25 protein-coding genes are annotated in these 22,985 nt (G+C 37.0%); 12 read left to right on the top strand and 13 right to left on the bottom strand.

All coding sequences use genetic code 11. The features are described from left to right. Positions 1-3: 3 nt before the first annotated feature. From G6W45_RS03235 to G6W45_RS03200, 8 genes are read right to left on the bottom strand one after another with little or no spacing between them, the layout of a single operon-like run. Positions 4-726 (bottom strand): Nif3-like dinuclear metal center hexameric protein, encoded by a 723-nt coding sequence (locus G6W45_RS03235; RefSeq protein ID WP_194167497.1) that lies wholly within the window; start codon positions 724-726, stop codon positions 4-6. 6 nt (positions 727-732) lie between these two features. Next, positions 733-1,593, bottom strand: coding sequence for a glycine--tRNA ligase subunit alpha (gene glyQ / locus G6W45_RS03230; RefSeq protein ID WP_194167496.1), 861 nt, complete (start codon positions 1,591-1,593; stop codon positions 733-735). A gap of 18 nt (positions 1,594-1,611) precedes the next feature. After that, on the bottom strand, positions 1,612-3,150 hold the full coding sequence (locus G6W45_RS03225; protein WP_194167495.1) for an AbgT family transporter: 1,539 nt from the start codon (positions 3,148-3,150) through the stop codon (positions 1,612-1,614). Positions 3,151-3,155: 5 nt separating this feature from the next. Next, positions 3,156-3,575 carry a GyrI-like domain-containing protein gene (locus tag G6W45_RS03220; protein WP_194167494.1) on the bottom strand — a complete coding sequence of 140 codons (420 nt, stop codon included), beginning with the start codon at positions 3,573-3,575 and terminating at the stop codon, positions 3,156-3,158. 3 nt (positions 3,576-3,578) lie between these two features. Then, positions 3,579-4,052, bottom strand: coding sequence for a DUF3972 domain-containing protein (locus G6W45_RS03215; RefSeq protein WP_084041391.1), 474 nt, complete (start codon positions 4,050-4,052; stop codon positions 3,579-3,581). A 12-nt stretch (positions 4,053-4,064) separates the two neighbouring features. Continuing rightward, positions 4,065-4,559: a 5-(carboxyamino)imidazole ribonucleotide mutase gene (purE, locus tag G6W45_RS03210; protein ID WP_194167493.1), complete on the bottom strand. Its 495-nt coding sequence runs from the start codon at positions 4,557-4,559 to the stop codon at positions 4,065-4,067. After that, entirely contained in the window at positions 4,556-5,815 is a 1,260-nt protein-coding gene (locus tag G6W45_RS03205; RefSeq protein ID WP_194167492.1) for a U32 family peptidase, read from the bottom strand. The genes purE and G6W45_RS03205 overlap by 4 nt, the downstream gene beginning before the upstream one ends. Beyond that, a complete protein-coding gene (locus tag G6W45_RS03200; protein WP_194167491.1) occupies positions 5,815-6,573 on the bottom strand; it encodes a chemotaxis protein in 759 nt (252 codons plus the stop codon). The genes G6W45_RS03205 and G6W45_RS03200 overlap by 1 nt, the downstream gene beginning before the upstream one ends. 135 nt (positions 6,574-6,708) lie before the next feature. Here G6W45_RS03200 and G6W45_RS03195 point away from each other — a divergent pair, with 135 nt between their 5' ends. The 3 genes from G6W45_RS03195 to G6W45_RS03185 all read left to right on the top strand — a co-directional run bounded on the left by G6W45_RS03195 (position 6,709) and on the right by G6W45_RS03185 (position 10,962). Beyond that, positions 6,709-7,488, top strand: a complete 780-nt coding sequence (locus G6W45_RS03195) for a histidinol-phosphatase (RefSeq protein WP_194167490.1) — start codon at positions 6,709-6,711, stop codon at positions 7,486-7,488. An 89-nt stretch (positions 7,489-7,577) separates the two neighbouring features. Then, positions 7,578-9,008, top strand: coding sequence for a type I glutamate--ammonia ligase (gene glnA / locus G6W45_RS03190; RefSeq protein ID WP_103604288.1), 1,431 nt, complete (start codon positions 7,578-7,580; stop codon positions 9,006-9,008). 316 nt (positions 9,009-9,324) lie between these two features. Next, positions 9,325-10,962, top strand: coding sequence for a DNA polymerase III subunit gamma/tau (locus G6W45_RS03185; protein ID WP_194167489.1), 1,638 nt, complete (start codon positions 9,325-9,327; stop codon positions 10,960-10,962). Here G6W45_RS03185 and ccoS read toward each other — a convergent pair. Together ccoS and G6W45_RS03175 are read right to left on the bottom strand one after the other, a co-directional pair. Next, positions 10,959-11,189, bottom strand: coding sequence for a cbb3-type cytochrome oxidase assembly protein CcoS (ccoS, locus tag G6W45_RS03180; protein ID WP_107784900.1), 231 nt, complete (start codon positions 11,187-11,189; stop codon positions 10,959-10,961). The two genes, G6W45_RS03185 and ccoS, sit on opposite strands and share 4 nt — an antisense overlap. Further along, entirely contained in the window at positions 11,189-13,570 is a 2,382-nt protein-coding gene (locus G6W45_RS03175; RefSeq protein WP_194167488.1) for a heavy metal translocating P-type ATPase, read from the bottom strand. The genes ccoS and G6W45_RS03175 overlap by 1 nt, the downstream gene beginning before the upstream one ends. Positions 13,571-13,871: 301 nt before the next feature. On the opposite strand from G6W45_RS03175, the gene rho reads away from it, so the two are divergent. Then, a complete protein-coding gene (gene rho / locus G6W45_RS03170; RefSeq protein WP_103624246.1) occupies positions 13,872-15,212 on the top strand; it encodes a transcription termination factor Rho in 1,341 nt (446 codons plus the stop codon). Positions 15,213-15,341: 129 nt separating this feature from the next. Here the strand turns inward: rho and G6W45_RS03165 are convergent, their stop codons facing one another. Continuing rightward, a complete protein-coding gene (locus G6W45_RS03165; RefSeq protein ID WP_002941953.1) occupies positions 15,342-15,554 on the bottom strand; it encodes a transcriptional regulator in 213 nt (70 codons plus the stop codon). A 158-nt stretch (positions 15,555-15,712) separates the two neighbouring features. On the opposite strand from G6W45_RS03165, the gene G6W45_RS03160 reads away from it, so the two are divergent. Beyond that, complete coding sequence (locus tag G6W45_RS03160; RefSeq protein ID WP_194167487.1) at positions 15,713-16,312, top strand: outer membrane beta-barrel protein; 600 nt, start codon at positions 15,713-15,715, stop codon at positions 16,310-16,312. 66 nt (positions 16,313-16,378) lie between these two features. Here G6W45_RS03160 and G6W45_RS03155 read toward each other — a convergent pair whose 3' ends face one another. Further along, positions 16,379-16,858, bottom strand: a complete 480-nt coding sequence (locus tag G6W45_RS03155) for a GNAT family N-acetyltransferase (protein WP_194167486.1) — start codon at positions 16,856-16,858, stop codon at positions 16,379-16,381. Beyond that, positions 16,858-17,961, bottom strand: coding sequence for a transcription termination factor NusA (nusA, locus tag G6W45_RS03150; RefSeq protein WP_194167485.1), 1,104 nt, complete (start codon positions 17,959-17,961; stop codon positions 16,858-16,860). Before nusA ends, G6W45_RS03155 begins: the two co-directional genes overlap by 1 nt. Before the next feature lie 172 nt (positions 17,962-18,133). On the opposite strand from nusA, the gene G6W45_RS03145 reads away from it, so the two are divergent. From G6W45_RS03145 to G6W45_RS03115, 7 genes are read left to right on the top strand one after another with little or no spacing between them, the layout of a single operon-like run. After that, complete coding sequence (locus tag G6W45_RS03145; protein ID WP_002941786.1) at positions 18,134-18,376, top strand: HP0268 family nuclease; 243 nt, start codon at positions 18,134-18,136, stop codon at positions 18,374-18,376. Next, positions 18,376-19,677, top strand: coding sequence for a tRNA (N6-isopentenyl adenosine(37)-C2)-methylthiotransferase MiaB (gene miaB, locus G6W45_RS03140; protein WP_194167484.1), 1,302 nt, complete (start codon positions 18,376-18,378; stop codon positions 19,675-19,677). Before G6W45_RS03145 ends, miaB begins: the two co-directional genes overlap by 1 nt. Further along, complete coding sequence (locus G6W45_RS03135; RefSeq protein WP_194167483.1) at positions 19,658-20,437, top strand: lysophospholipid acyltransferase family protein; 780 nt, start codon at positions 19,658-19,660, stop codon at positions 20,435-20,437. Before miaB ends, G6W45_RS03135 begins: the two co-directional genes overlap by 20 nt. After that, the gene (locus G6W45_RS03130) at positions 20,427-20,873 is read left to right on the top strand and encodes a hypothetical protein (protein WP_103578284.1); all 447 of its coding nucleotides are present in this window, start codon (positions 20,427-20,429) and stop codon (positions 20,871-20,873) included. The genes G6W45_RS03135 and G6W45_RS03130 overlap by 11 nt, the downstream gene beginning before the upstream one ends. Before the next feature lie 60 nt (positions 20,874-20,933). Further along, positions 20,934-21,938 carry a DUF8341 domain-containing protein gene (locus G6W45_RS03125; RefSeq protein WP_194167482.1) on the top strand — a complete coding sequence of 335 codons (1,005 nt, stop codon included), beginning with the start codon at positions 20,934-20,936 and terminating at the stop codon, positions 21,936-21,938. Then, positions 21,935-22,456: a PilN family protein gene (locus tag G6W45_RS03120; protein WP_194167481.1), complete on the top strand. Its 522-nt coding sequence runs from the start codon at positions 21,935-21,937 to the stop codon at positions 22,454-22,456. The genes G6W45_RS03125 and G6W45_RS03120 overlap by 4 nt, the downstream gene beginning before the upstream one ends. Then, complete coding sequence (locus tag G6W45_RS03115) at positions 22,449-22,985, top strand: hypothetical protein (protein WP_194167480.1); 537 nt, start codon at positions 22,449-22,451, stop codon at positions 22,983-22,985. The genes G6W45_RS03120 and G6W45_RS03115 overlap by 8 nt, the downstream gene beginning before the upstream one ends.

Here is a 22,985-nt window from a genome sequence, read left to right as displayed (position 1 = left end):
TTGTTAGCAATATGTAAATGGATTTTTAGAATTGCGTATTATAACTTCAATTTTCAGATTTTGCAAATATTTTGCTAAAAAATCACCAAAACAACGTTCACTTTCATAGTGATTTATATCGATTAAATTTAGCCCATTTTCCTTTGCATAAAGGGCTTGGTGATATTTTAGATCACCCGTTAAAAAGACGTCTGCTTTTACATCTTGGATGAGATCTGCGCCACTTCCGGTGCAGATACAAATTTTAGAAATTTCATCTTTTGCATGAACCACTCTTAAATTTTCTAGCCCAAGTTTTTCTTTTACAAATTTGCAAAGCTCACTACATTTCATCTTCACATCAGCGTAGATCAAAAAACCCTCTTTGCTTGAAATTTCAAGCCCCAAAACCTGCGTTACAAATTTTTCATTTAAAAATGCAAGGTCAGCATTTGTGTGAAGCGAGATGAGCGAGATATTTTTTATCACCATCTCTCTTATGAGTGAGCTTGGATAAAGGCTGTAGTCTAGGCTCTTTAGCCCCTTAAAAATGAGTGGATGGTGAGTGATGATGAGCGAATTTGGCAAGACATTTTGCAAAAGTTCGCTATCCAAATCAAGACTTAGATAAATTCGCTCAAATTCGCTATCAAATGAGCCAACTTGAAGGCCACTATTATCCCAAGACTCTTGGCTCGCAAATGGACAAATTTCATCTAAAATTTTATAAATTTCAGCTATTTTCATAAAATTTTACTTTTGCTCTAGGCTCTCTTTATAAGTTAGCGCACACTCTTTGGCCAGCTCGCGGATTTTTAGGATGTAGTCTTGCCTTTGCGTTACGCTGATCGCCCCACGCGCATCAAGGACGTTAAATATGTGAGCCGCAAGCATGCAGTAGTCGTAAGCTGGCAGTGAAATTTTAGCCTCTAAGCAGCGTTTGCACTCGTTAAATGCGTTTTCAAACTGGTTAAAAAGCATATCTACGTTTGCTACTTCAAAGTTATATTTACTCCACTCATACTCACCTTGTTTGTGAACGTCGGCGTAGGTTACGATATTTCCATCCCTGTCATCCCAAACGATGTCGTAGACACTATTTACATCTTGTAGATACATGGCCAAACGTTCAAGGCCATATGTTATCTCACCAGAGATCAGCTCGCATGCGATGCCACCCACTTGTTGAAAATATGTAAACTGAGTCACTTCCATGCCATCTAGCCAGACCTCCCAGCCTAGCCCCCAAGCGCCCAGAGTCGGGCTCTCCCAGTTATCCTCGACAAAGCGGATGTCGTGATCTTTTAAATTTAACCCAAGCTTTTCAAGGCTTTTTAAATAAAGCTCTTGGATATTTTCTGGACTTGGCTTTATGAGTACTTGAAACTGATAATAAGCGCCTAGGCGGTTTGGGTTTTCGCCGTATCTGCCATCAGTAGGACGGCGGCTTGGAGCTACATATGCAGTCGCCCACGGCTTTGGTCCGAGGCTTCTTAAAAAAGTCGCTTGGTGATATGTGCCCGCACCAGCTGGCATGTCGTATGGTTGAAGTATCACGCAGCCTTGCTCTTGCCAATAGTTTTGAAGGGTTAATATTATTTGTGAAAATGTCATTGCTTTCCTTTTAAAATTTTACTTTACATAGCGTATAACTGCACCAGGTCCTAGCGGTAGATCAAAAATGTACCAAAACGACATTAGCGCTGTCCAAGAAATTAAAAATGCAACCGTATAAGGAAGCATAATAGAAACCACTGATCCGATTTTTAACTCTTTATTGTATTTTTGCATAAAAGCTACTATCAAAACAAAAAACGGCATCAAAGGCGTTATGATATTTGTAGTAGAGTCGCCTATTCTAAAAGCAGCCTGTGTAAGCTCTGGCGAGAGTCCAAGATTCATAAACATTGGTACAAAAATCGGAGCCATCATAGCCCACTTTGCAGAATCAACAGCTATAAATAAATTTATAAAAGCGATCAAAAAAATAAAAACTATGATAAGACTAAGTCCAGTTAATCCGACCTCTTTTAGAAAAATAGAACCTTTTATAGAAAGCACTAGCCCAATATTTGAGGTATTAAAAAGATATGTAAACTGAGCTGCAAAAAATATCAAAACCAAAAATCCTGATAGCTCAGAAATAGATTGTTCCATAAATTTTATGGCGTCATTACTACTTTTTATACTCCTAGCACCTACGCCGTAAGCGACACCTACCACTATAAAAAGTAACATCATAAAAACAACAATAGAATGCATAAAAGTAGATTTCATAAAGCTTTCATTGCCTTTTGCTCCAAATAAAGAACCAGAAGGCAAAATAGCCACAAGCAGTAAAATCACAAAAACAATCAACGCTATTAGTGAAAATTTTAAGCCACGTTTTTGCTCTGCACTTATCTCACTATGCTCTTGCAAACTAAAATCACCCAAAAAATCAAATTTACCAAGCCTAGGCTCTACGATTTTATCTGTTACAAACCAGCCAACAAATACGATCAAAAATGTCGAAGCGATCATAAAGTACCAATTTGCAGTTGCTAACACTACATAATCTGGATTTAACACGCTAGCTGCTTGCATAGAAAATGCTGCAAACATAGGGTCATTTGTACCGATTAATAAATTTGCCGACCAGCCACCGCTAACACCAGCAAAAGCAGCAGCTAATCCAGCAATTGGATGACGACCAAATCCAGCAAATAAAATAGCTCCGAGCGGGATTAGTACAACATAGCCAACCGAGGAAGCAACATTTGACATTACACCAAGGAAAATAACGATTGGAGTTACCCATATTTTGGAAGATTTTAAGGCAATCTTTGTCATAAGTGCTGACAAAAGTCCAGACTTGTCTGCGATACCAATACCTAGAATAATCGCAAAGACTACTCCCAAAGGATAAAAATTAGTAAAATTTTTAAGTACAGATGAAACAAAAGATCTAAGGCTATCAGCAGAAAGCAAATTTATAACATTTGCATTAAGCTGTGATATTTGTCCATCTTTGATAGCCTGATAGCTTACGCCAACGCCCATCTTTTCTAATACAAACGATATTATTATCGTAATAATCGAAAGATATATAAAAAGCATAGTTGGATTTGGCAATTTGTTACCAAAATTTTCGATAAAACTTAAGATTGAACTATTATTTTTTTTATTCATTTTTCCTAACCTAAAATAGAAATATAAATTTTTATCTCGTCGCTGTCGTAAAGCTCAAAATCCGTTTTATAGGCTCTTTTTAGCTCGCTACTTTCAAAATATTTCCAAATTTCATCCCAAAATTTTGCAACATTTTGCGGCTCCCTTGCAAAACTAAAAACGGCATATTTGCCACTTTTTATCTCTAAAATTTCATCACTTTTGTGGCTTGATCTTATGCCGATGAAGTTATCGTAATGTCCATTAAGATCGCTTTCGTAGTTGCAGTAAACGCTATAAATTTCACTCTTGCCGTCATAGTATTTACTCATAAATTTAGACCATAAAGCTGGAATTTTACCCTTGCCACCTATCTCATCTTCATTTTTAGTGCGAGTTTTTACTCCGTAAATTTCAAAACTATCCTCTAAATTTATAATCTTCATAAACTACTTTTGTCCATTAAAATTTTCAACCGCTTGGTTCCACATTAGCTTGTATTTTCGTTTTAAAAATTCAACTTCATCTTGTGAAATTTTAAGCTGTTTTGTAAGCGTCTCGACCGTTTTTCTATCTTCATCATAGAGCTCTTGCATCGAAATGAGCGCCTCTTTTAAAAATTTATTCTCATTTCTTAAGGTCTCTAGCGTTTCATCCTTTGCGTCAAGCACCTTTTCGTGTAAATTTAATATCGTTCCAATCGTCTTTTCAACAAAGCTGATACCATCTTGGCCTTGCGGCTGCAAGGATAAATTTTGTGAAACACTAGGCACCACGCTCATCGTTCCTTCGCTCGCTTCTATCAAAATTTCTCCATTTTCCTCTTTGGTTTTCAAAACGCCACGATTTATCATATCTTCGATAACTTCACGCTCCAAGTGCACAAGTTTGCAAAATTCATCAACTCCAAGATAGGTCTGCACCGCTTCTCCCTTTTACAGTATCACTTCAACCTTTGAAGAGTCTTCCTCTAAAGCCTTTATCTTTGCCTCTCTGTCAGCTTTTAGAGCACTTGCCAGACTATCATCTTCAAGCGCTAAAATTTGCACTGCCAAATAGGCCGCATTTATGGCACCGGCCTTGCCGATAGCTAGAGTTGCCACTGGCATGCCACTTGGCATTTGCACAGTTGAGTAAAGTGCGTCAACACCGCTAAGGGCCGAACCTGCCATTGGTATGCCGATCACTGGTTTTGTTGTATTTGCAGCAATCGCACCAGCTAGGTGAGCCGCCATACCAGCAGCTGCAATAAAGACTTTTGCACCCTTTTTCTCAGCATTTGCGACGTACTTGCTCGTTCTTTTTGGGCTTCTGTGAGCTGAGCTGATTATCAGTTCATATTTTACGCCAAATTTTTCAAGAGTTTTTGCCACCTCGCTAACTATCTCATAGTCACTTTTACTTCCCATTATAATAGAAACAAATTTCATATTTTCTCCCTTAAAAAGCTAAATTTTGGTAGCTTAATACCAAGGCTTATCTCATTTTCATTGCCGCTATGAATTTCACTCATAACTTTACCTTTTTTGGTGATGAGCTGCTTAAATTTAATAAATTTCTTGCCATCTTGTGAATAAACCTTTGAGATTTCATTCTCGCTATCATCTATGTGTGAGCCGATAGGCGCCACAATCTCGTAGCTATTGCCTGGAAAAATTTTATATTTACACTTAAAAAACTCACCATCTTCGCTTATTGCATTTACCTGATGTGTGCCTTCTTCTAGGCTGCTAACGTGATTTTGTGTATCGGTTCGTTCATAAGGTCTATGCACCAAGTAGCCATCCGTAAAGCCACGATTTTTTAGTGTATTTATCTCATTTTCATAAATTTGTGCGTCAAATTTATCGTCCAGTGCATCATCTATCGCCATTTTGTAGGCTCTTGCTGTGCAGGCTGCATAGTACTCGCTCTTTGTGCGACCTTCTATTTTTAGGCTATCTATTACGCCACTATCAACGATCTCTTTGATGTGAGAGATGAGGCAAAGATCCTTTGAGTTCATAATATGAGTGCCGTTTTCATCCTCTTCTAAGCGGAAAAGCACGCCACTCTCTTCGTTTTTAGCGTAAAGTTCATACTTAAACCTGCAGTCGTTGGCACAGCTGCCGCGATTTGACATACGTCCGCTTTGCACTGAGCTTACCAAACACCTACCAGAGTAAGCAAAGCACATCGAGCCATGTACAAAAATTTCAATGTCAAGAGTTGGAATTTCTTCTTTTATCTTTATGACATCTTTCAAGTTCATCTCGCGTGCTACGACGATACGTTTTGCGCCCATATCGTGATAAATTTTTGCATCAAGCACGTTCATAACATTTGCCTGAGTTGAGAGATGTATCTCGATATCAGGAGCGATGGCTTTTGCTAGACTCATAACGCCTGGAGTTGCGATGATAAAGGCATCTGGCTTCATCGCTGAGATGGTTTGCAAGTGCCTTTTTAGCGGCTCTATCTGAGAGTTAAAAGGAAAAGCATTTATGGTCGCATAAAATTTCTTTCCCTTTGCATGTGTGTAGTCTATCGCCTCCTTGAATGTTTCAAGGTTAAACTCCCTTGCTGATCTAGTCCTTAGTGAAAAGCTAGCCACAGAGCCATAAACTGCGTCGGCTCCATACTCAAGGGCGATTTTAAGTTTTGTTAAATTTCCAGCTGGAGATAAAAGCTCAGGCCTTTTTAGCACTATTTTTTACCCAAACTTTCTATCAAGGCTTCGATATCGTCGTTGCTGACAAGATTTTCAGTCGTTGTATCACCAGCGATGTGAACAGCAGAGCTAACACGCTTATCATCGTCGATTTTACCTTCAAATAAGGTATTCATATATTTACTTAGCGCTCTCATAACGTTGATAACACGCTCTATCTTTTGTCTGTGGATATCTTGATACTGCATCATATCCATAGCCATCATGATCTCATCTTGTCCCATTTGTAAATTTCCGATGATATTATCGATCGTGCCAAGAAGCGAGTTGTTTTTCTCCAAAGCCTCACTAAATGCAGCGATATTTGGAAATTTCTCGCTTAGTGTCGTAAATAGCTCAATATTTGAGTTTATTGTGTCTTTTAGGCTATTTGAGTCGCTCTCAGCGTCCATAAAAAAGTTATTTATCGTCTCAAGCTTGTCAAACATCTGAGTAGCTTTTTCTTCGCTATCTCTTGTTACGTCATCAAGCTGATGAACCATTTTGTGGTCTTCTGTTGGTGGTGGTGGTGGCCAAACGCCATCTGCACTCACTCTATAATTTTCCGCATTCTTTGAATTACTTTCTGATTTTGACTGTGGCTCATCTTTAGTATCGATTGCTTCTGCAACTTCTGTTACCTCGTCCGTATCCTCTTTGACGTCCGCAACCTCTTGGCCAGCATCTTCTTTAGTATCATCTAACTCATCATCTAGCCCACCTGCCATAAGTGCGTCAAGTTCCTCTTGGGTCATAAAAGCTCCTAATAAAATTTGACTTGATTATATAGGATTTAAATAAAAAGTAAGTTTAAAGGCAATGCTTTTATCTTTAAATTTATAAATTTTTAGATAGCATTTTTAAAAATAAATGACCTTAAAAGGCAAAAAATGACCGTCGATCTTCACAACCACACGCCACTTTGCAAGCACGCAGTTGGAGAGCCAAGAGAGTATGTACAAAACGCAATAAAAGCTGGCACAAAATATTTTGGCTTTAGCGATCACGCACCGATGAACTACGATGAAGCTTATAGAATGAGCTTTGATGAAATGCAAGGATATGAAGATGAAATTTTACATTTAAGAGATGAATTTAGCGGTGAGATAGAAATTTTGCTTGGCTACGAGATGGATTTTTTAGATGGATTTATGGATGAGCGAGTTTTTGCTAGAAAGGTTGATTATCTAATAGGCTCTGTGCATTTTTTTAATGGCTGGGCATTTGACAATCCAGAATTTATCGGTGGCTACGAGGGCAAAGACTTGGATCAAATTTGGCAAGAGTATTTTGATCATGTAGAAAGATCGGCTAAGCTTGGCAAATTTGACATTATGGGGCACATCGATCTTTTAAAACTTTTTAAATTTTTGCCAAAAAAGGATGTTAGGATTTTGGCTAAAAATGCAGTAAATGCGATAAAAGAAGCAAATTTAGTTGTTGAGATAAATGCTGCTGGCTTTAGAAAGCCTATCGGCGAGCAATATCCAAGCGTAAATTTACTAGAGCTTATAGCCGAAAAAGATATAACCATCACCTTTGGCTCAGACGCTCACACAAAAGAGGATATCGGTAAAAATGGTGAAATTTGCGAGCAAATAGCTAGAGATTTAGGTTATTCAAAATGTGCAATATTTAAAAATAGAGATAGAGAATTAGTAAAATTTTAGATTGGGTTCAAATAAAATATAAATTTAATCTTAAATATTAGGTTTTATGATAGAATACGAAAAATTTAAAAATTAAAAGGAGAAAAAAAGTGGGAAAATTCGTCCAAAATATAGATCATTTTTTTGATTTTTGTAAAGAAAATGAAGTCAAATTTGTAGATTTTAGATTTACTGATTTAGGTGGTGCTTGGCATAGCATTAGCTACAACATAAAAGCTGTTACGAAAGAAAATTTTATAAATGGTATCCCGATGGATGCTAGCTCTATGCATGGCTGGCAACCAATCGATAAGAGCGACATGATAATGAAGCCAGAAGCCACAACTGCATTTTTAGACCCATTTACTTCTGATATCACAGTCGTTGTTTTTTGCGATATCTACGACATCTATAAAGGCCAAATTTATGAAAAATGCCCTCGCTCAATAGCTAAAAGAGCAATGCAATATGTAAAAGATAGCGGTCTTGGTGATGAGGCATACTTTGGCCCTGAGAATGAATTTTTTGTCTTTGATAACGTCAAAATCATCGATAGTCCAAACTGTGCGATGTATCAAGTAGATAGCGAAGAAGGCGAGTGGAACGATGCTACTGACTTCAAAGATAGCTACAACACAGGTCATCGCCCACGCAGAAAAGGCGGCTACTTAATGACTCAGCCAATCGACAGCATGGTAGATCTAAGAGCCGAGATGATGCAAGTTCTAGAGCAAGTTGGCCTTGAAGTATTTTTGGGTCACCACGAAGTTGCTCAAGGACAAGGTGAGATCGGCGTGAAATTTGGCAATCTAGTCGAAGCCGCCGATAATGTTCAAATTTATAAATATGTCGTTCGTATGGTCGCTCACCTAAATGGCAAGACAGTTACATTTATGCCAAAACCACTTTATGGCGACAACGGAAGCGGCATGCACGTGCATCAATCAGTCTGGAAAGATGGTAAAAATTTATTCTATAAAGAGGGCAACTACGCAAATTTAAGTGATTTCGCAAGATACTATATTGGTGGTGTTTTAAAACACGCAAGAAGCGTTGCAGCCTTTACTAACCCAAGCACAAATAGCTACAAACGCCTAATCCCTGGCTTTGAAGCACCATCTATCCTAACATACTCTAGTCAAAACCGCTCAGCAAGTATCCGCATACCTTATGGCTCAGGTGAAAAGTCAGTTAGGGCTGAGATGAGATTTCCAGATAGCACAGCAAACCCTTACCTAGCCTTTTCAGCGATGCTAATGGCAGGACTTGACGGCGTTAAGCACAAATATGAGCCAGTTGGTCCTATGGATGAAAATTTATTTAAACTTCACCTAGATGAGATCAGAGAGCGTGGCATAGAGCAGCTTCCACACACACTTCGTGGTAGCCTTGAAGCGCTAATTCGCGATAATGAATACTTAAAACCAATAATGACCGATCTTTTCATAGATACCTATCAACACTTTAAATTTGAAACTCAAGTTTGGCCTTACGAAGCACGTCCAACCGCTTATGAGTTTAAAACTTGTTTCTCTTGCTAATCTAAAATTTTGCCTTGGCACACATGCCAAGGCTTTTTATACCAAACACAATTCATACAAAAATACAAAATATTTAACATAAAATTTTATGTATTTTTATTATAAATTTTAAATCTAATCGGCTATGGATCATTATAAAAAGGGATAATTTTTTATATTTTTTGCAAATACACTAGGAATTTTATGCAAACATATAAAAATTTATTCGCCTTCATTAAACTAAAATAAAAAATTTAAAGCCAATTAAATATATAAATAATCATAAATTTATACCTTTTTTTATAAAATCCTTGAACTTTATAAAAAGGATACCGCATTGCAAGCACTAGCTTTAAAATATCGCCCTAAAAATTTTGATGAACTTATCGGTCAAGAAGCAGTTAGTAAAAGTCTTATACACGCACTTGACGAGGGTCGCATAAGCCACGCATATCTATTTTCTGGGCTTAGAGGCAGTGGTAAAACTTCAAGTGCCAGGATATTTTCAAAAGCTTTAGTGTGCGAAAAAGGACCTACTTCAAAACCATGTGAAGTATGCCCACAATGCATCATGGCAAATGAGTCAAGGCATATGGACATCATCGAAATGGACGCTGCTAGCCACAGAAAGATAGATGATATAAGAGAGCTAATAGAGCAAACAAAATATGCTCCAGCAATGGCAAGATATAAAATTTTTATAATTGACGAAGTGCATATGCTAACCAAAGAGGCATTTAACGCTCTTTTAAAAACGCTTGAAGAGCCACCAAGCTATGTAAAATTTATCCTAGCGACGACCGATCCATTAAAACTCCCAACAACGGTGCTTTCAAGAACGCAGCATTTTAGGTTTAAGCAAATAAACAGATACAGCATCATTAAACATCTTGAGTTTATTTTAAGCAAAGAAGGCATTAGCTACGAAAAAGAGGCACTTGAAATTTTAGCAAGAAGTGGCGGAGGATCGCTAAGAGATACTTTGACACTTCTTGATCAAGCTATCATTTACGGGGCAAATAATGTCACGGCAAATGGCGTAGCATCGATGTTAGGACTTCTTGATCCAGAAAAGATCGAAGATATAATAACTCATGTTTTAAATCATGATAAAAATGCCATTAGAGTGCTTGTGAGCGAACTTGAAAGCTACGATCCTGAGATGATAATAGATGAAATTTTGGCAAATTTAAAGCAAAAATTTATAGAAAACGACTCAAAAATTTCGCTACTTGTTTATGAGAGATTTTTTAGGATTTTGGCACAAGCTAAAGGTATGCTAAATGTAAGTAGCGATAATGGCTTTGTGCTAATGCTAATGCTTTTTATGATGATAGAAGCGCTAAATTTACAAGATATCGATGACGCTATAAATGAAGTGATCTCAAAAAATAGCGAAAATTCCACACAAATCACAGAAGTCATCACTCAAAAAAGCCAAGTAGCTCCTGCTAAAATGCAAGGTCCATACGAACTCTTTTTAACAAAAATTTATGATAGAAATTACGATCTTGGCGAGTTTTTTAAAGAATTTGTAGAATTTAGCTTCTTTAATAACAATGAGCTTGGACTGATAGTAAATGCAAAAGATGAAAATCTTGAATATTTCAAGAAAAATTGGAAAATTTTAAATGAGATATTGCGTACGCTTTTTGGACAAAATGCAAAAATAGTAAATGCAAAGAGTGATGAGCAAAAAGTACAAACTAAGACGCCTAAAGCCTCTTTAGAAAATAATGAAAAAAGCGAACTAGACGAGCTTGATGAGGAAATTTCAAGACTAAATGCAAATAACATTGAAACTAAAAATGAGCCAAAAACCGAGATAAAAAGCGAGCTGCAAAACGAGAAAAATAACTTTGCTTTGATGCTAAATAAAGAGCCAAAAACACCAGAAGAGCTTCAAAGACAAAGAGAACAAGGGGTTCTAAAAGAGGCCAATAGACTTTTTGGGGAGCCAACGATTGAGAGCTAAATTTTATCTTTATTAGACCCTGCTCTTTTTTTGAGAGCTTCTTTTTTGCGAAGCTCTAACTCATAAGCTTCATTTAGTGCATCTTCATCGTCCAAGTTTGCTCCGTCTAAAAATTTTCGGTAGTCCTCAAATTGTTTATTTTTTATCCCCCAAAGCACGCCAAAAAGCAAAAATGCCCCCATTAAAACCGAGATAAAAACTAGCATCGCAAGTGTCGCGCTATCCATTATTTTTCCTTAAATTTTCTAACAATATAAAGCGAGTTTAAGATAACACTTAGCGAGCTAAGCGACATAAAAAGTGCAGCAAATAGCGGAATGACGTAGCCACATACGGCAAATGGCAGAGCAAGAACATTATAAAGAAGACAAAAGAGCAAATTTTGCTTTATCGTTTTGTAAGTAAATTTTGAGATTTTTATGGCCTTTGCTTGACTTTTTAAACTATCATCAAGCAGCACCACATCGCTTCTTTCTAAGCTTATTGCCGCCCCACTTCCCATGCAAATGGCAACATGAGCAAGGCTAAGTGCTGCTGCGTCGTTTATGCCGTCCCCTACCATTAGCACCTTTTTGCCCTGCTCTTTTAGTTCGCTTATAAATTTAGCTTTCGTTTCAGGCAACATCTCTGCTCTAAACTCACTCACGCCAAGCTCATCTGCCACATTTTTTACCACTTTTTGCACGTCGCCACTTAAGATACACACTTTCATGCCAGCGCTCTTTAGCTCGTCTATCAAGGTCTTTGCCTCGGGCTTTACACTATCTTTTAGGTAAAATTTCGCCACTAACTCACCATTAAGCCCCACAAAAAAGCTTACATTTTCTTCAGCTTCATCAAAGCCAATACCATTTTCAACTAAAAATCGCTTACTTCCTGCATAAAATTTCTTACCTGAAATTTCAGCCTCAACACCCTTTGCCACACTTAAATTTGTATTTTTAAGCTCTATTTTCCTTGCGCCTTTTTGCTTTAAAAATTTAGCCACTGCCACGCTTATTTGATGATTTGATATAAGAGCCAGCGAATAAATTTCATCTAAGCTTATGCTCTCTTTTATGAAAAAATCACTAACTTCAAATTCTGCCTTTGTGAGCGTGCCAGTCTTATCAAAGACCGCTACATCGCACTTTGCAAGGCTTTCAAAAAATTTAGCCTCCTTAAAAAGCACTCTATTTTTAAAGGCCACACCAAGGGCACAGACACTACTAACTGGCGTGGCAAGCGCAAGCGCACAAGGGCAAGCGATCACGATGACGCTAACAGCCGTGACAATAGCTTCTGAAAAGCCAAATTTAAAGTACCAAAACCAAAATGTAAAAAATGCCAAAGTTAGCACGCTAAGAGAAAATTTAGAAGCGATTTTATTGACTACAAGCTCGATATTTGGCTTTTTTAGCTCAGCAGTTTGGAGCAAATTTATAAGCTGATTTAGATAAGAATTTTTAAAAATTTTCTTTGATTCATAGATGATTTGTCCATTTTGACAAATGACGCCACTTTTCACCTCTTGCCCCACTCCCAAGGTCACAGGCAGGCTCTCTCCAGTTAGACTTGAGCTATCCACACTTGCCTCACCACTAAGCACTACTCCATCAAGTAGCGCCCTCTCGCCAGATCTTAGCACGATCTTTTCGCCCAAATTTACATCTCTTGGCTCTTTTAAAACATCCTTGTCATCCTCTAAAATGCATACCTTTGTAAGCAGCATATCATTTAAGAAATTTGAAGTCTCAAGCGCCTTTTTCTTGCCCAAAATTTCTAAAAATTTACCGATAAAAACAAAGGTAATGATCATCGCAACCGAGTCAAAATAGCTCTCGCTACTCCTCGTAAACATCGCATAAATCGAGTAGATATATGTTATGCTAGCTCCGGTAATAACGAGCAAATCCATATTTGGCGAAGCGTTTTTTATGGCTATCTTTGCTCCTTTAAAAAACTCGCTACCAGTATAAAAAAGTACAGGCGTTGCTAATACAAACTGCGCAAAGCTTAAAATATCTTTTATATCGCCTCTTATACCACTAAAATACCCGCTATACTGAGCAATGGCCAGCCACATAATATTCATCGTAGCAAAGATACCAACTAGCGCTTTTGTGTAAAAATTTCTTCTTTTCTTAGCTAGTTCGTCCTCTTTTTGACTCGTAGCATATGGCTTTGGGACGTAGCCAACGGCATAAATTTTTTCAATTATTTGCTCTATTAAAAGCTCCTGCTCATCAAAAACAATGACCGCTTTTTGATTAAGCGAGTTGATATTTACCTCCAAGACGCCAGGTAAGCTAAAAAGTGCCTTTTCAAGTAGCCAGATGCAAGCTGAGCAAGTGATACCATCGATTAAAAATGAAATTTGACTAAACTCACCCTCTTTTGTCACAAGCTCGCTAAAATTTGCCGCTAAATTTTTGATATTTGCACCGTTGCTTGCCGGTGTAAGTGTATTTTTACCAAGACGTTCATAAAACTCACTAAGCCCATTTTCATTTAAAATTTCATAAACACCTTTGCAACCAACACAGCAAAATTTAAGTCCACTTTCATTTGAGATCATCACGCTTTCATCAAATTTTAATCTACAATGAGCACATCTACTTTGTGGCATTTTTACTTTCTTTTATCTAAAATTTTTACCAATATTATTGCATCACATGCCTATTACGCACCATAATTTAAATACATAAATTTGAAGCAGATAAACTACAAAAATAGGCACAAATTTCTTCTTTTGTTATCGTTATAAAATGGCGAGATTATAGCAAATCAACCATTTTTGAGCAAAAAATTTTATTTTATACCATTTCTTGACAACAAAGTTTTATTTTTATAAAATGCCAAAACTTTCAAAAACTTCTTTTTGAAACTTAGAAATTCTGCAAAATTATCCCCGCATTTAAAGAGGAAATATGGAAAATAACCAAACCGAGCAAAGTGCTGCTCAAAGCACAAAAACTACAAAAAAACATCAAGCATCAAGAACACACATACCAGTAGACGGACACAAGATCGAAGAGCTAAGAACGCTTAGTTTAGATGAGCTAGTGCAGATCGCAAATAGCGTCGGTGTCGAAAATCCACGCGAATTTCGCAGGCAGGATTTGATATTTGAGATACTAAAAACCCAGACAAAACAAGGCGGCTTTATACTATTTACTGGAATTTTGGAGATCACAAATGAAGGTTATGGCTTTTTAAGGGCTGTCGATGCAAATTTAAGCGACAGCTCAAATGACGCATACGTTTCAAACTCACAGATCCGTAAATTTGCACTTCGTGTGGGCGACATCATCACCGGCCAAGTAAGAGAGCCAAAAGATCAAGAAAAATACTACGCTCTTTTAAAGATCGAGGCGGTAAACTACATGCCTCTAGCAGACGCAAAAGAGAGGCCGTTATTTGACAACCTAACCCCACTTTTCCCAACTGAAAAGCTAAATTTAGAGTATGACCCGATGAAGCTAACGGGCCGTGTGCTTGACCTTTTCACACCTATCGGTAAAGGTCAGCGCGGCCTCATCGTCGCACCTCCAAGAAGTGGTAAAACTGAGCTTATGAAAGAGCTAGCTCACGGCATCGCTAAAAATCATCCAGAAGCCCAGCTAATGGTGCTTTTGGTCGATGAAAGACCAGAAGAAGTTACCGATATGCAGCGCTGCGTAAAAGGCGAGGTTTTTAGCTCGACATTTGACCTGCCAGCGCTTAACCATGTCCGCGTAGCAGAGCTAGTCATCGAAAAGGCAAAACGTCTAGTTGAAATGGGCAAAGACGTCATTATCCTGCTTGATAGCATAACCCGTCTAGCACGCGCCTACAACACAGTGACCCCGCCAAGTGGCAAGGTGCTAACAGGCGGCGTGGACGCAAACGCTCTTCACAAGCCAAAACGCTTCTTTGGAGCAGCTAGAAACATCGAGCATGGTGGCTCGCTAACCATCATCGCAACTGCGCTAATCGACACTGGCTCACGCATGGACGAAGTTATATTTGAAGAGTTTAAAGGCACTGGAAACAGCGAGATCGTGCTTGACCGTAATATCTCTGACCGCAGAATTTACCCAGCTATCAACGTTCTAAAATCAGGTACCAGAAAAGAAGAGCTACTTCAAAAACCTGATGAGCTTCAAAAAATTTGGGCTATCCGCTCTGCGATTGCGACAATGGATGATGTTGAAGCGCTTAAATTCTTGTATGCAAAAATGCTAAAGACAAAAGACAACAAAGAGCTTCTCTCTATCCTAAACGAGTAAATTTACCGAGCTTGAAGCAGTTGCTTTGAGCTCAAATTTCTTCACTTAAAATATCCAGCTAAAAATATCTTAGAAATTTTAAATTTTCTAGCTCTTGCTATTATAAAAGAGATTACGATTTTTAAATGATTATTTACTAAATTTTTCTATGTCTTGATTGATTAAATTTTCATATTCGCAAAGCTCATTACAAGTCTTTTTGCTCTGCTCGATAAGCTCATCAAATTTAAATCCAAGCATCACGATACGATAAAGGTTTGGTTTGTGTTTTCGCCAGTTGTAAAGCGTTGCGACGTCAACGTCTAAATGATAAGCCATATCACGTTTTGTCATCTTAGCCACTTTACACTCCTTTTTTCGAGTGATTTTATAAATTTTATTCTGATAAGAAAACAATTGAATTATTTTATGTTTTTCATATATTTAATTGAATATTTAAACTTTATTTAATCCAATAAAATTTAGAATACCAGTCAAACTTTTTTAAATAAGGAGTAAAAATGAAAAATGTAGTTTTAAAAGTTGCTTTAGGCTTAAGTCTGGCTAGCGCCACTGCTTTAGCACAAGGAGCGTTTATTGGAATCGAAGGAGATTACTCTTTTAATTCAAAATTAACAGCAAAAAGCGATAATAACACAACAAAAGTCAAAAAAGCTCAACCAGGTATCGGACTAAAAGCCGGCTATGATTTTGATAGTTTTAGAGTTTATGGAGCTTACATTTACGACTTTCAAGCAAAGAAATCACTTGGCGATGAAGATGGTACAGTAATAAAATGGAGTACACATAAATTTCTAGTAGGCGCAGACCATACACCAGAATTGACAAAAGACATAAAGCTAGTTTTTGGTGGATACACTGGTTACTCAAAGCTTAAAATGGATGTATTTGATATTCATGATGGCTCTGAAAAAGCTAGTACAAATGGCTGGATACTAGGCGCAAAAGTTGGTGCTGAGTACTCTATCAATGAAAATAATGCAGTTGAGTTTGGTTTAAAAGCTGATAGAACAAAATATCGCTCTATAGCAAAATATGATAATGCAAAAACAAAAGAGACAAACATCGGTCTTTATATGGGATATACATATAAATTTTAATCACCAGCAAGCTCAAATTTCAAAGCAAATTTGAGCTTTTAACCAACTACTATACTTTAAAATAAGCTATAAATTTACCAGCTTTTCTAAATTTTCGCCGTCCAAGCGATAGTTTCTCCACTCAAGTGATTGATTTTTAGCACCCATACTTTCATAAAATTTAATACTTGGCTCATTCCAGTTTAGACAGCACCACTCAAGCCTTTTTAAATTTTCATCCTTGCAAATTTGAGCTAAAAATTTAAAAAATGCCTTACCGATGCCTTGATTTCTAAACTCTTTTTTGACGTAAATGTCCTCAAGATAGATCCCGCCAAGCCCCAAAAAAGTAGAAAATGTGTAAAAATAGATGGCATAGCCAATAGCCCTGCCCTCACTCTCGCAGACAAGGGCTTTTGCGTGATTTTTATTAAAGATAGAGTCTGCAAAAATTTCATTTGTAAAAGTGACTTGATCGCTTAAATTCTCATAGCTTGCTAACTCTCTTACAAGCTCGCAGATCACATCTATATCGTCAATAGTCGCTTTTCTTATTTGAAATTTCATTAGTTATCACCAAAAAGCGCTTTTAAGTCTTTGATTGGCTCATTGTTTTCTGCATTACTACTAGTTTTTGAGCCAAGCTCATTTAGCTCGATCTCATAGCCAGTTAGCATGCTTGCAAGGCGGATATTTATGCCATTTTTGCCGATAGCCTTGCTCTTTTGCTCGCTCGCAAGTGTCACGATCGCCTTGTTTTCTTCGATCTTTACAGATGTGATGATCGCAGGTGCCATAGCGCGAGCTACCAAGATCGCTGGCTCGGTGGTGTATTCGATCGCATCGATGTTCTCACCATGAAGCTCTTTGCTTACGGCATTTATCCTAACGCCCTTTGTGCCAACGGTTGCGCCGACTGGATCGATATTTGGAGTGGTTGAGATGAGCGCTACTTTTGCTCTTTCGCCAGGGATCCTCGCACTTCCTTGGATGATGATGCCACCATCTTTTATCTCAGGCACCTCTGAAGTTAGCAGCGCTTCAAGAAATTTAGGCGAAGTCCTTGAAAGCTCGACCTTTATGCCTAAATTTTTATCTGTAAAAACTTTTCTAATGACCGCTTTTACCACGTCGCCTACTTTAAATTTCTCGCCTTTTATGCGGTTTTTACGTGGTAAGATGGCACGAAGCTCGTCTATCTCGATAAATGTGTTTTCATCGTTATCGACTCTGACAACTGGTCCAAAGACCATGTGACCGCTCATCTCATTATATTTTTGTAAAATTTTCTCTTCGACTAGGCGCTGGATGTGATACTCAAGCTCCTTGTGAAGCGTTTGAGCTGCGGTTCTGCCAAGGTTATCAAGGCTTAGCTCGTAAGTGAGCTCATCGCCGATCTCTACGCCACTATCTATCTTTTTAGCCTCTTTTAAGCTTAAAAAGTGCTCATTGTCTTCAGCAAGCCTCTCATCGTCGTTTGCTACGATTGAAATTTTTTGATAAAGCTTTAAATTTTTATTAGCATCGATGCTCACGTCATACTCATAATTTTCGCCATAAACCCTTTTTGCAGTGTTTATCAAGGCTCTTATGACGCGCCCTTTTACATCTTCTATCTCTAAATTTTTCTCATTTGCAATTGACTCGATGATATCTGAAATTCTTTCCATTTTTTCTCCATTGTGACGATAAATTTCGGGGATTTTTCGTGAAGTTTTGAAATTATACATAAGCCATACTTTTAATAACTTTAAGCTTGTTATTAACTTTTATTTAATCCTTTTTTTATGATGATTTGGGTATATTGACCGATTAAAATTTAAGATTTTGAAAGGATTAAAAATGGAGCTAAAACTTGCAAGAGCCGAATTAGACGCAAAACCAAAAACGATTTCACTAGAAAAAATAGAGGCAGCTGTTGAAAAAGAGGGTCAGAAAATTTTCTATTTTGATAAAGAAAACACACACAAACAACTAATCGCCTTAGTCGAGCATTTTGAAGAAAAAGGGCTAAGCGTCTATCACAGAACCGTAAAATACGGACTTGATGATAGCGACTACATGTATGAAGTGCATATACTTTAATGAGTAAAAAACTCTTTATCCAAACTTTAGGCTGTGCTATGAATGTTCGTGACAGCGAGCATATCATAGCTGAGCTCTCACAAAAAGAAGACTACTCCTTAACACAAAATATAGAAGAAGCTGATTTAATCCTTATAAATACTTGCTCGGTTCGTGAAAAGCCAGTTCATAAGCTCTTTAGCGAAGTCGGAGCCTTTGAAAAAGCCAAAAAAAGAGGTGCTAAAATAGGCGTTTGTGGCTGCACTGCAAGCCATTTGGGTAGCGAAATTTTTAAGCGCGCACCTTATGTTGATTTTGTCCTTGGTGCAAGAAATGTCAGCAAGATCACAAAAGCGGTAAATACGCCTAAATTTATCTCAACTGACATCAACCACGACGAGAGTGAATACGCATTTGGCGAATTTAGAGGCTCGCCATACAAAAGCCACATCAACATCTCAATAGGCTGTGATAAAAAGTGCACCTACTGCATCGTCCCACACACCAGAGGAGATGAAATTTCTATCCCTTCAAGCCTCATCTTAAAAGAGGTAGAAAAGGCTGCAAAAAGCGGTGCAAAAGAGATATTTTTACTAGGACAAAATGTCAATAACTACGGTAAAAGATTTTCAGGCGTGCAAGAAAATATCGATTTTAGCGATCTTTTAGTAAAGATAAGCGAGATAGAGGGCGTTGAAAGGATAAGATTTACAAGCCCACACCCACTTCACATGGATGATAAATTTCTTGAAATTTTCACTAATAACCCAAAAATTTGTAAATCAATGCATATGCCGCTTCAAAGCGGAAATACCAAAGTTTTACGCGAGATGAAGCGCGGATACACAAAAGAGTGGTTTTTGGACCGCGCGCTAAGGCTTAGAAAAATGTGCCCAGATGCGAGCATCTCAACTGATATCATCGTCGCATTTCCAGGCGAGAGTGATAGCGAGTTTGAAGATACGATGGATGTGCTTGAGCAAGTTAGATTTGAGCAAATTTTTAGCTTTAAGTATTCGCCTCGTCCGCTTACAAAGGCAGCTACTTTCACAAATCAAATAGATGATAAAACCGCTTCAGCAAGGCTTACTCGCCTACAAAATCGCCACAATGAAATTTTAGACGAGATCGTGGCGGCACAAAAAGATAAAATTTTTGATGTATATTTTGAAGAGCTAAGAGCAAATGGCGGCGTTGCTGGGCGAAGCTTTAATAACTTTTTAGTTCAAGTTGATGGAAGCGAAGAGCTTCTTGGCACTACACAAAAAATCAAGATCACAAACCCAAAACGAATGGTTTTGTATGGCGAGCTGCAAATTTAAAAACGTCTTTGAAGAGGTCGCCCTAAGCATTGGCGTCTTTTTCATCTATATTTTAATGTGGCTCATTTTTCTAACCTGCAAAAAGAGCTACACTCCAAATTTCTTACCACAAAATGGCTGCGTTGTCGTCTTTTGGCACGGAAGGCTTAGCTTTATGAGCTTTGCTTACAGGCAGTGGTGGAGCAGACAAAATAGAAAACAAGGCAAGGTGATAATTAGCGACCACAAGGATGGCGAGCTAATCACTAGAATAATCAATTTTTTTGGTATCGGCACCATTAGAGGTAGCAGCTCAAAAGGCGGTACAAGGGCACTTATAGAAGCTCTAAGAGATATAAAGCAAGGTCACGACGTCATCATCACGCCAGATGGTCCAAGAGGACCAAGGCACAGCGTGGCAGACGGAGCTGCTGTGATCGCACAAAAGTCATCTTGCGAAATTTATGCTCTAAATTTTGAAGCAAACTCGTTTTGGGAGTTTAAAAGCTGGGATAAGATGATACTTCCAAAGCCATTTTCAACTATAAATTTTAGCCTCTCAGCTCCTTTTAGTGTGGAAAATTTGGAGCAAAAAGATGCAAAAGAAAAGATACAAAACGAACTTTGGCAAGCCTCACAAAATGATGGAGGCAAGAGCATTTTGCAAAACAAAGAGGATTTTAGATCAAATTTAAAAATTTGGTGGAAAAAGTATGCTCATAAAAATCCACAAATAAGCGACGAGATAAAAGAAATTTTGGACGAAATTTATGAAAAATAAACTATCTATTTTTATAGCCATCTTTCTAATTATTTTATTTGGGCTATTTTTTTACAGCGACAACTCCTATAAGCTCGCTCTTGAAGCAAAATTTTTATACGAAAACAAAGAATACGAAAAGGCCTTAAATTTAAGCCAAAAAGCACTTGATATAGATATTTATAACAAAATGGCAAATACTGTACTAAACCAAAGCAAGGCTGCTATCAAATTTAGCTCATACATAAAAAATGGCAAAGAGTATCTTGAGCGCATCAAAAAAATGAGCCAAAGTAGCGTCAGTAAGGCTGATAGTGAACGCATTAAGATGATGTGTGATGTGATGATAGAGGATTTTGACGACCTTAAAAACTCAGCCCTACTTGATAGTGAGCTAAAAAATGAAGCTTTAAATACAAAAGAGATTTTCGTTAAGCTTAAAAACGAGCTGTTTTAAACTTATTTAATCCCTTTTTAGCTACCATAACAAAAATTATGCACTAAATTTAGGAGATTTATGTCTTTTAGCATCAAAAAGCTTTTTTCTAACCTTTTTTTAAGCGTCGTGTTGGAGGGCAATGAGTGCATATTCTTCGGTCAGGTCTTTAGAAATGGCAAACTTTTAAAAACCATAAATGCTAAATTTACAGATATAAATATCGATAATATCGATGAGAAAATTATAAAATACATAGAAGAGCAAGAAAAAGCATATTTTGGCGTATATGTCTCAGTTTTTTTTAACGACGACTCGCAAGGCGCGCTTCCTAGCACTAGCTTTGATGAATATAAAAAATTTAATATAAATACTAAAAATCTTACAAGCCTTATCATGCAAGATAGCTGGAGTATTTATGCAAATTTAAATGCTATAAAAAAATATAAAAATTTATTTGGACAAGATAGTGTAGATCTCATCTACTCACCTATCGCCCTACTCTTTCACGAGCTTTTAAAACGCGGAATTTCTCCAAAAACTACACTTTATCTTTATATCCATGCACACTCGTTTACACTTGCGATCTTTAAAGATAAACAAATGAAGTTATCCACTTTTTTAAATATGTCTGGCATTGAGGAAGCCAATCAGGAAGCTGAAAGCCTAAAAGAAGAAGATATAACAGATATTGATAACTTAATCATTAAAGAAGAAAATGACGCAACATCGCTTGATGATTTTAAAAGTTTAGATGATTTTTTAAGTGATGATAAGCCAAAAGAATTTGAAGATCTAAATTATGAACTAAATATGCCAGCTTCTACAAATGTAGAAAAATCGGTTGCTATTTTTGGGTATGACATGAAGATGTTTGATTACATCGTAAAGGCTGTAAAAGAATTTTACGAAAATCCTCTCTACGGCGGTGATTTTATTGAACAAATAATTGTTTTTGAAAACACAAAAACAAGTGCAACTTTTTTACAATATCTACAATCTGAGCTTTTAGTGGAGACTTCAGTGTATCCAGTGAATACAAATCATATTATGAATGAAATCATGCAAGAAGAGATAATATTATGAGATTTAGCTTTATTGCTCCAGAACCAAGACCACTTATATCTATCTTTAGCAAAATTTGGCTAAGCCTTATAAGCTTTGTGTTTGCAGCTCTTTTGGCAACAAATTTCTTTATACTCTATAAAAATTATTCAATTGAAAAAAATATAAATTTTTTATCAAATGAACAAAAAGAACTTAGTCAAAAAATAGTCACAACAGATGAAATTTCATCTAAACTAGGTGTACAAATAGAATCTGCAAATGATATTTTCACATCAAATTCTATTCTCAAGCAAAGCTTGCACAATCTTTTTGATCTAGTGCCTGACAGTATAACGCTCGAAGAGGTTTTTATGGATAAAAACTCACTCATCATTCGTGGTATAACGCCGACAAAAGATGTATTTAACCAGCTTCTAGCCTCACCTTTAAGATCTATTTTTACAACTTCAAATACCAGCTTTTATCAAAGCAAAAACGGCTGGTATGGCTTTATAAGCACAAATAAAATTGATAATTCTGAGGGATATAATGAGTAAAAAAGATACGAGCTTAGAAAAAATAGATCCTGTCAAGCTTTTACTTTTTATATTTGCTTTTATTGTAGTTTGCTTCATTATGATATTTGGTTTTATAGTGCCAAATATAAAAGAATTTAAAAGCCTAACTAGACAAAATTATTCACAAACCTCATCTTATACAAAAGTAAAAAATGAATTTGAAGCCAAATTTAAAGCTCTTGAAACAACTAAACAAAAAGATGAGACTATCATTTCAGCTTTTGATACTAAATTTGATAAAGATAAATTTATAGAATTTGCCTCTAAATTTTTCAGTGAAGTAAGCCTTAGTAAAATAGAAGAAAGTGATAATAACGCTAGTGAGAAATTTTTTAGATTTCGCCTAAATGTAACTAGCTCTCTAAGGACACCACAAAAATTTTATGACTTTTTAGATGCGCTTAGCAGCTATGACAGTATCGTAAAGACCGAATTTCCTATCGTCATGAAAGGCGAAAAGGATAAAATCCATACTACTTTTAATATAAAAGTCTTTGGGTTGAAGTAA

Origin of the sequence: Campylobacter concisus, assembly GCF_015229955.1 — a bacterium.
Lineage (GTDB): Bacteria > Campylobacterota > Campylobacteria > Campylobacterales > Campylobacteraceae > Campylobacter_A > Campylobacter_A concisus_AT.
This window is presented reverse-complemented; position numbering and strand designations above follow the sequence as displayed.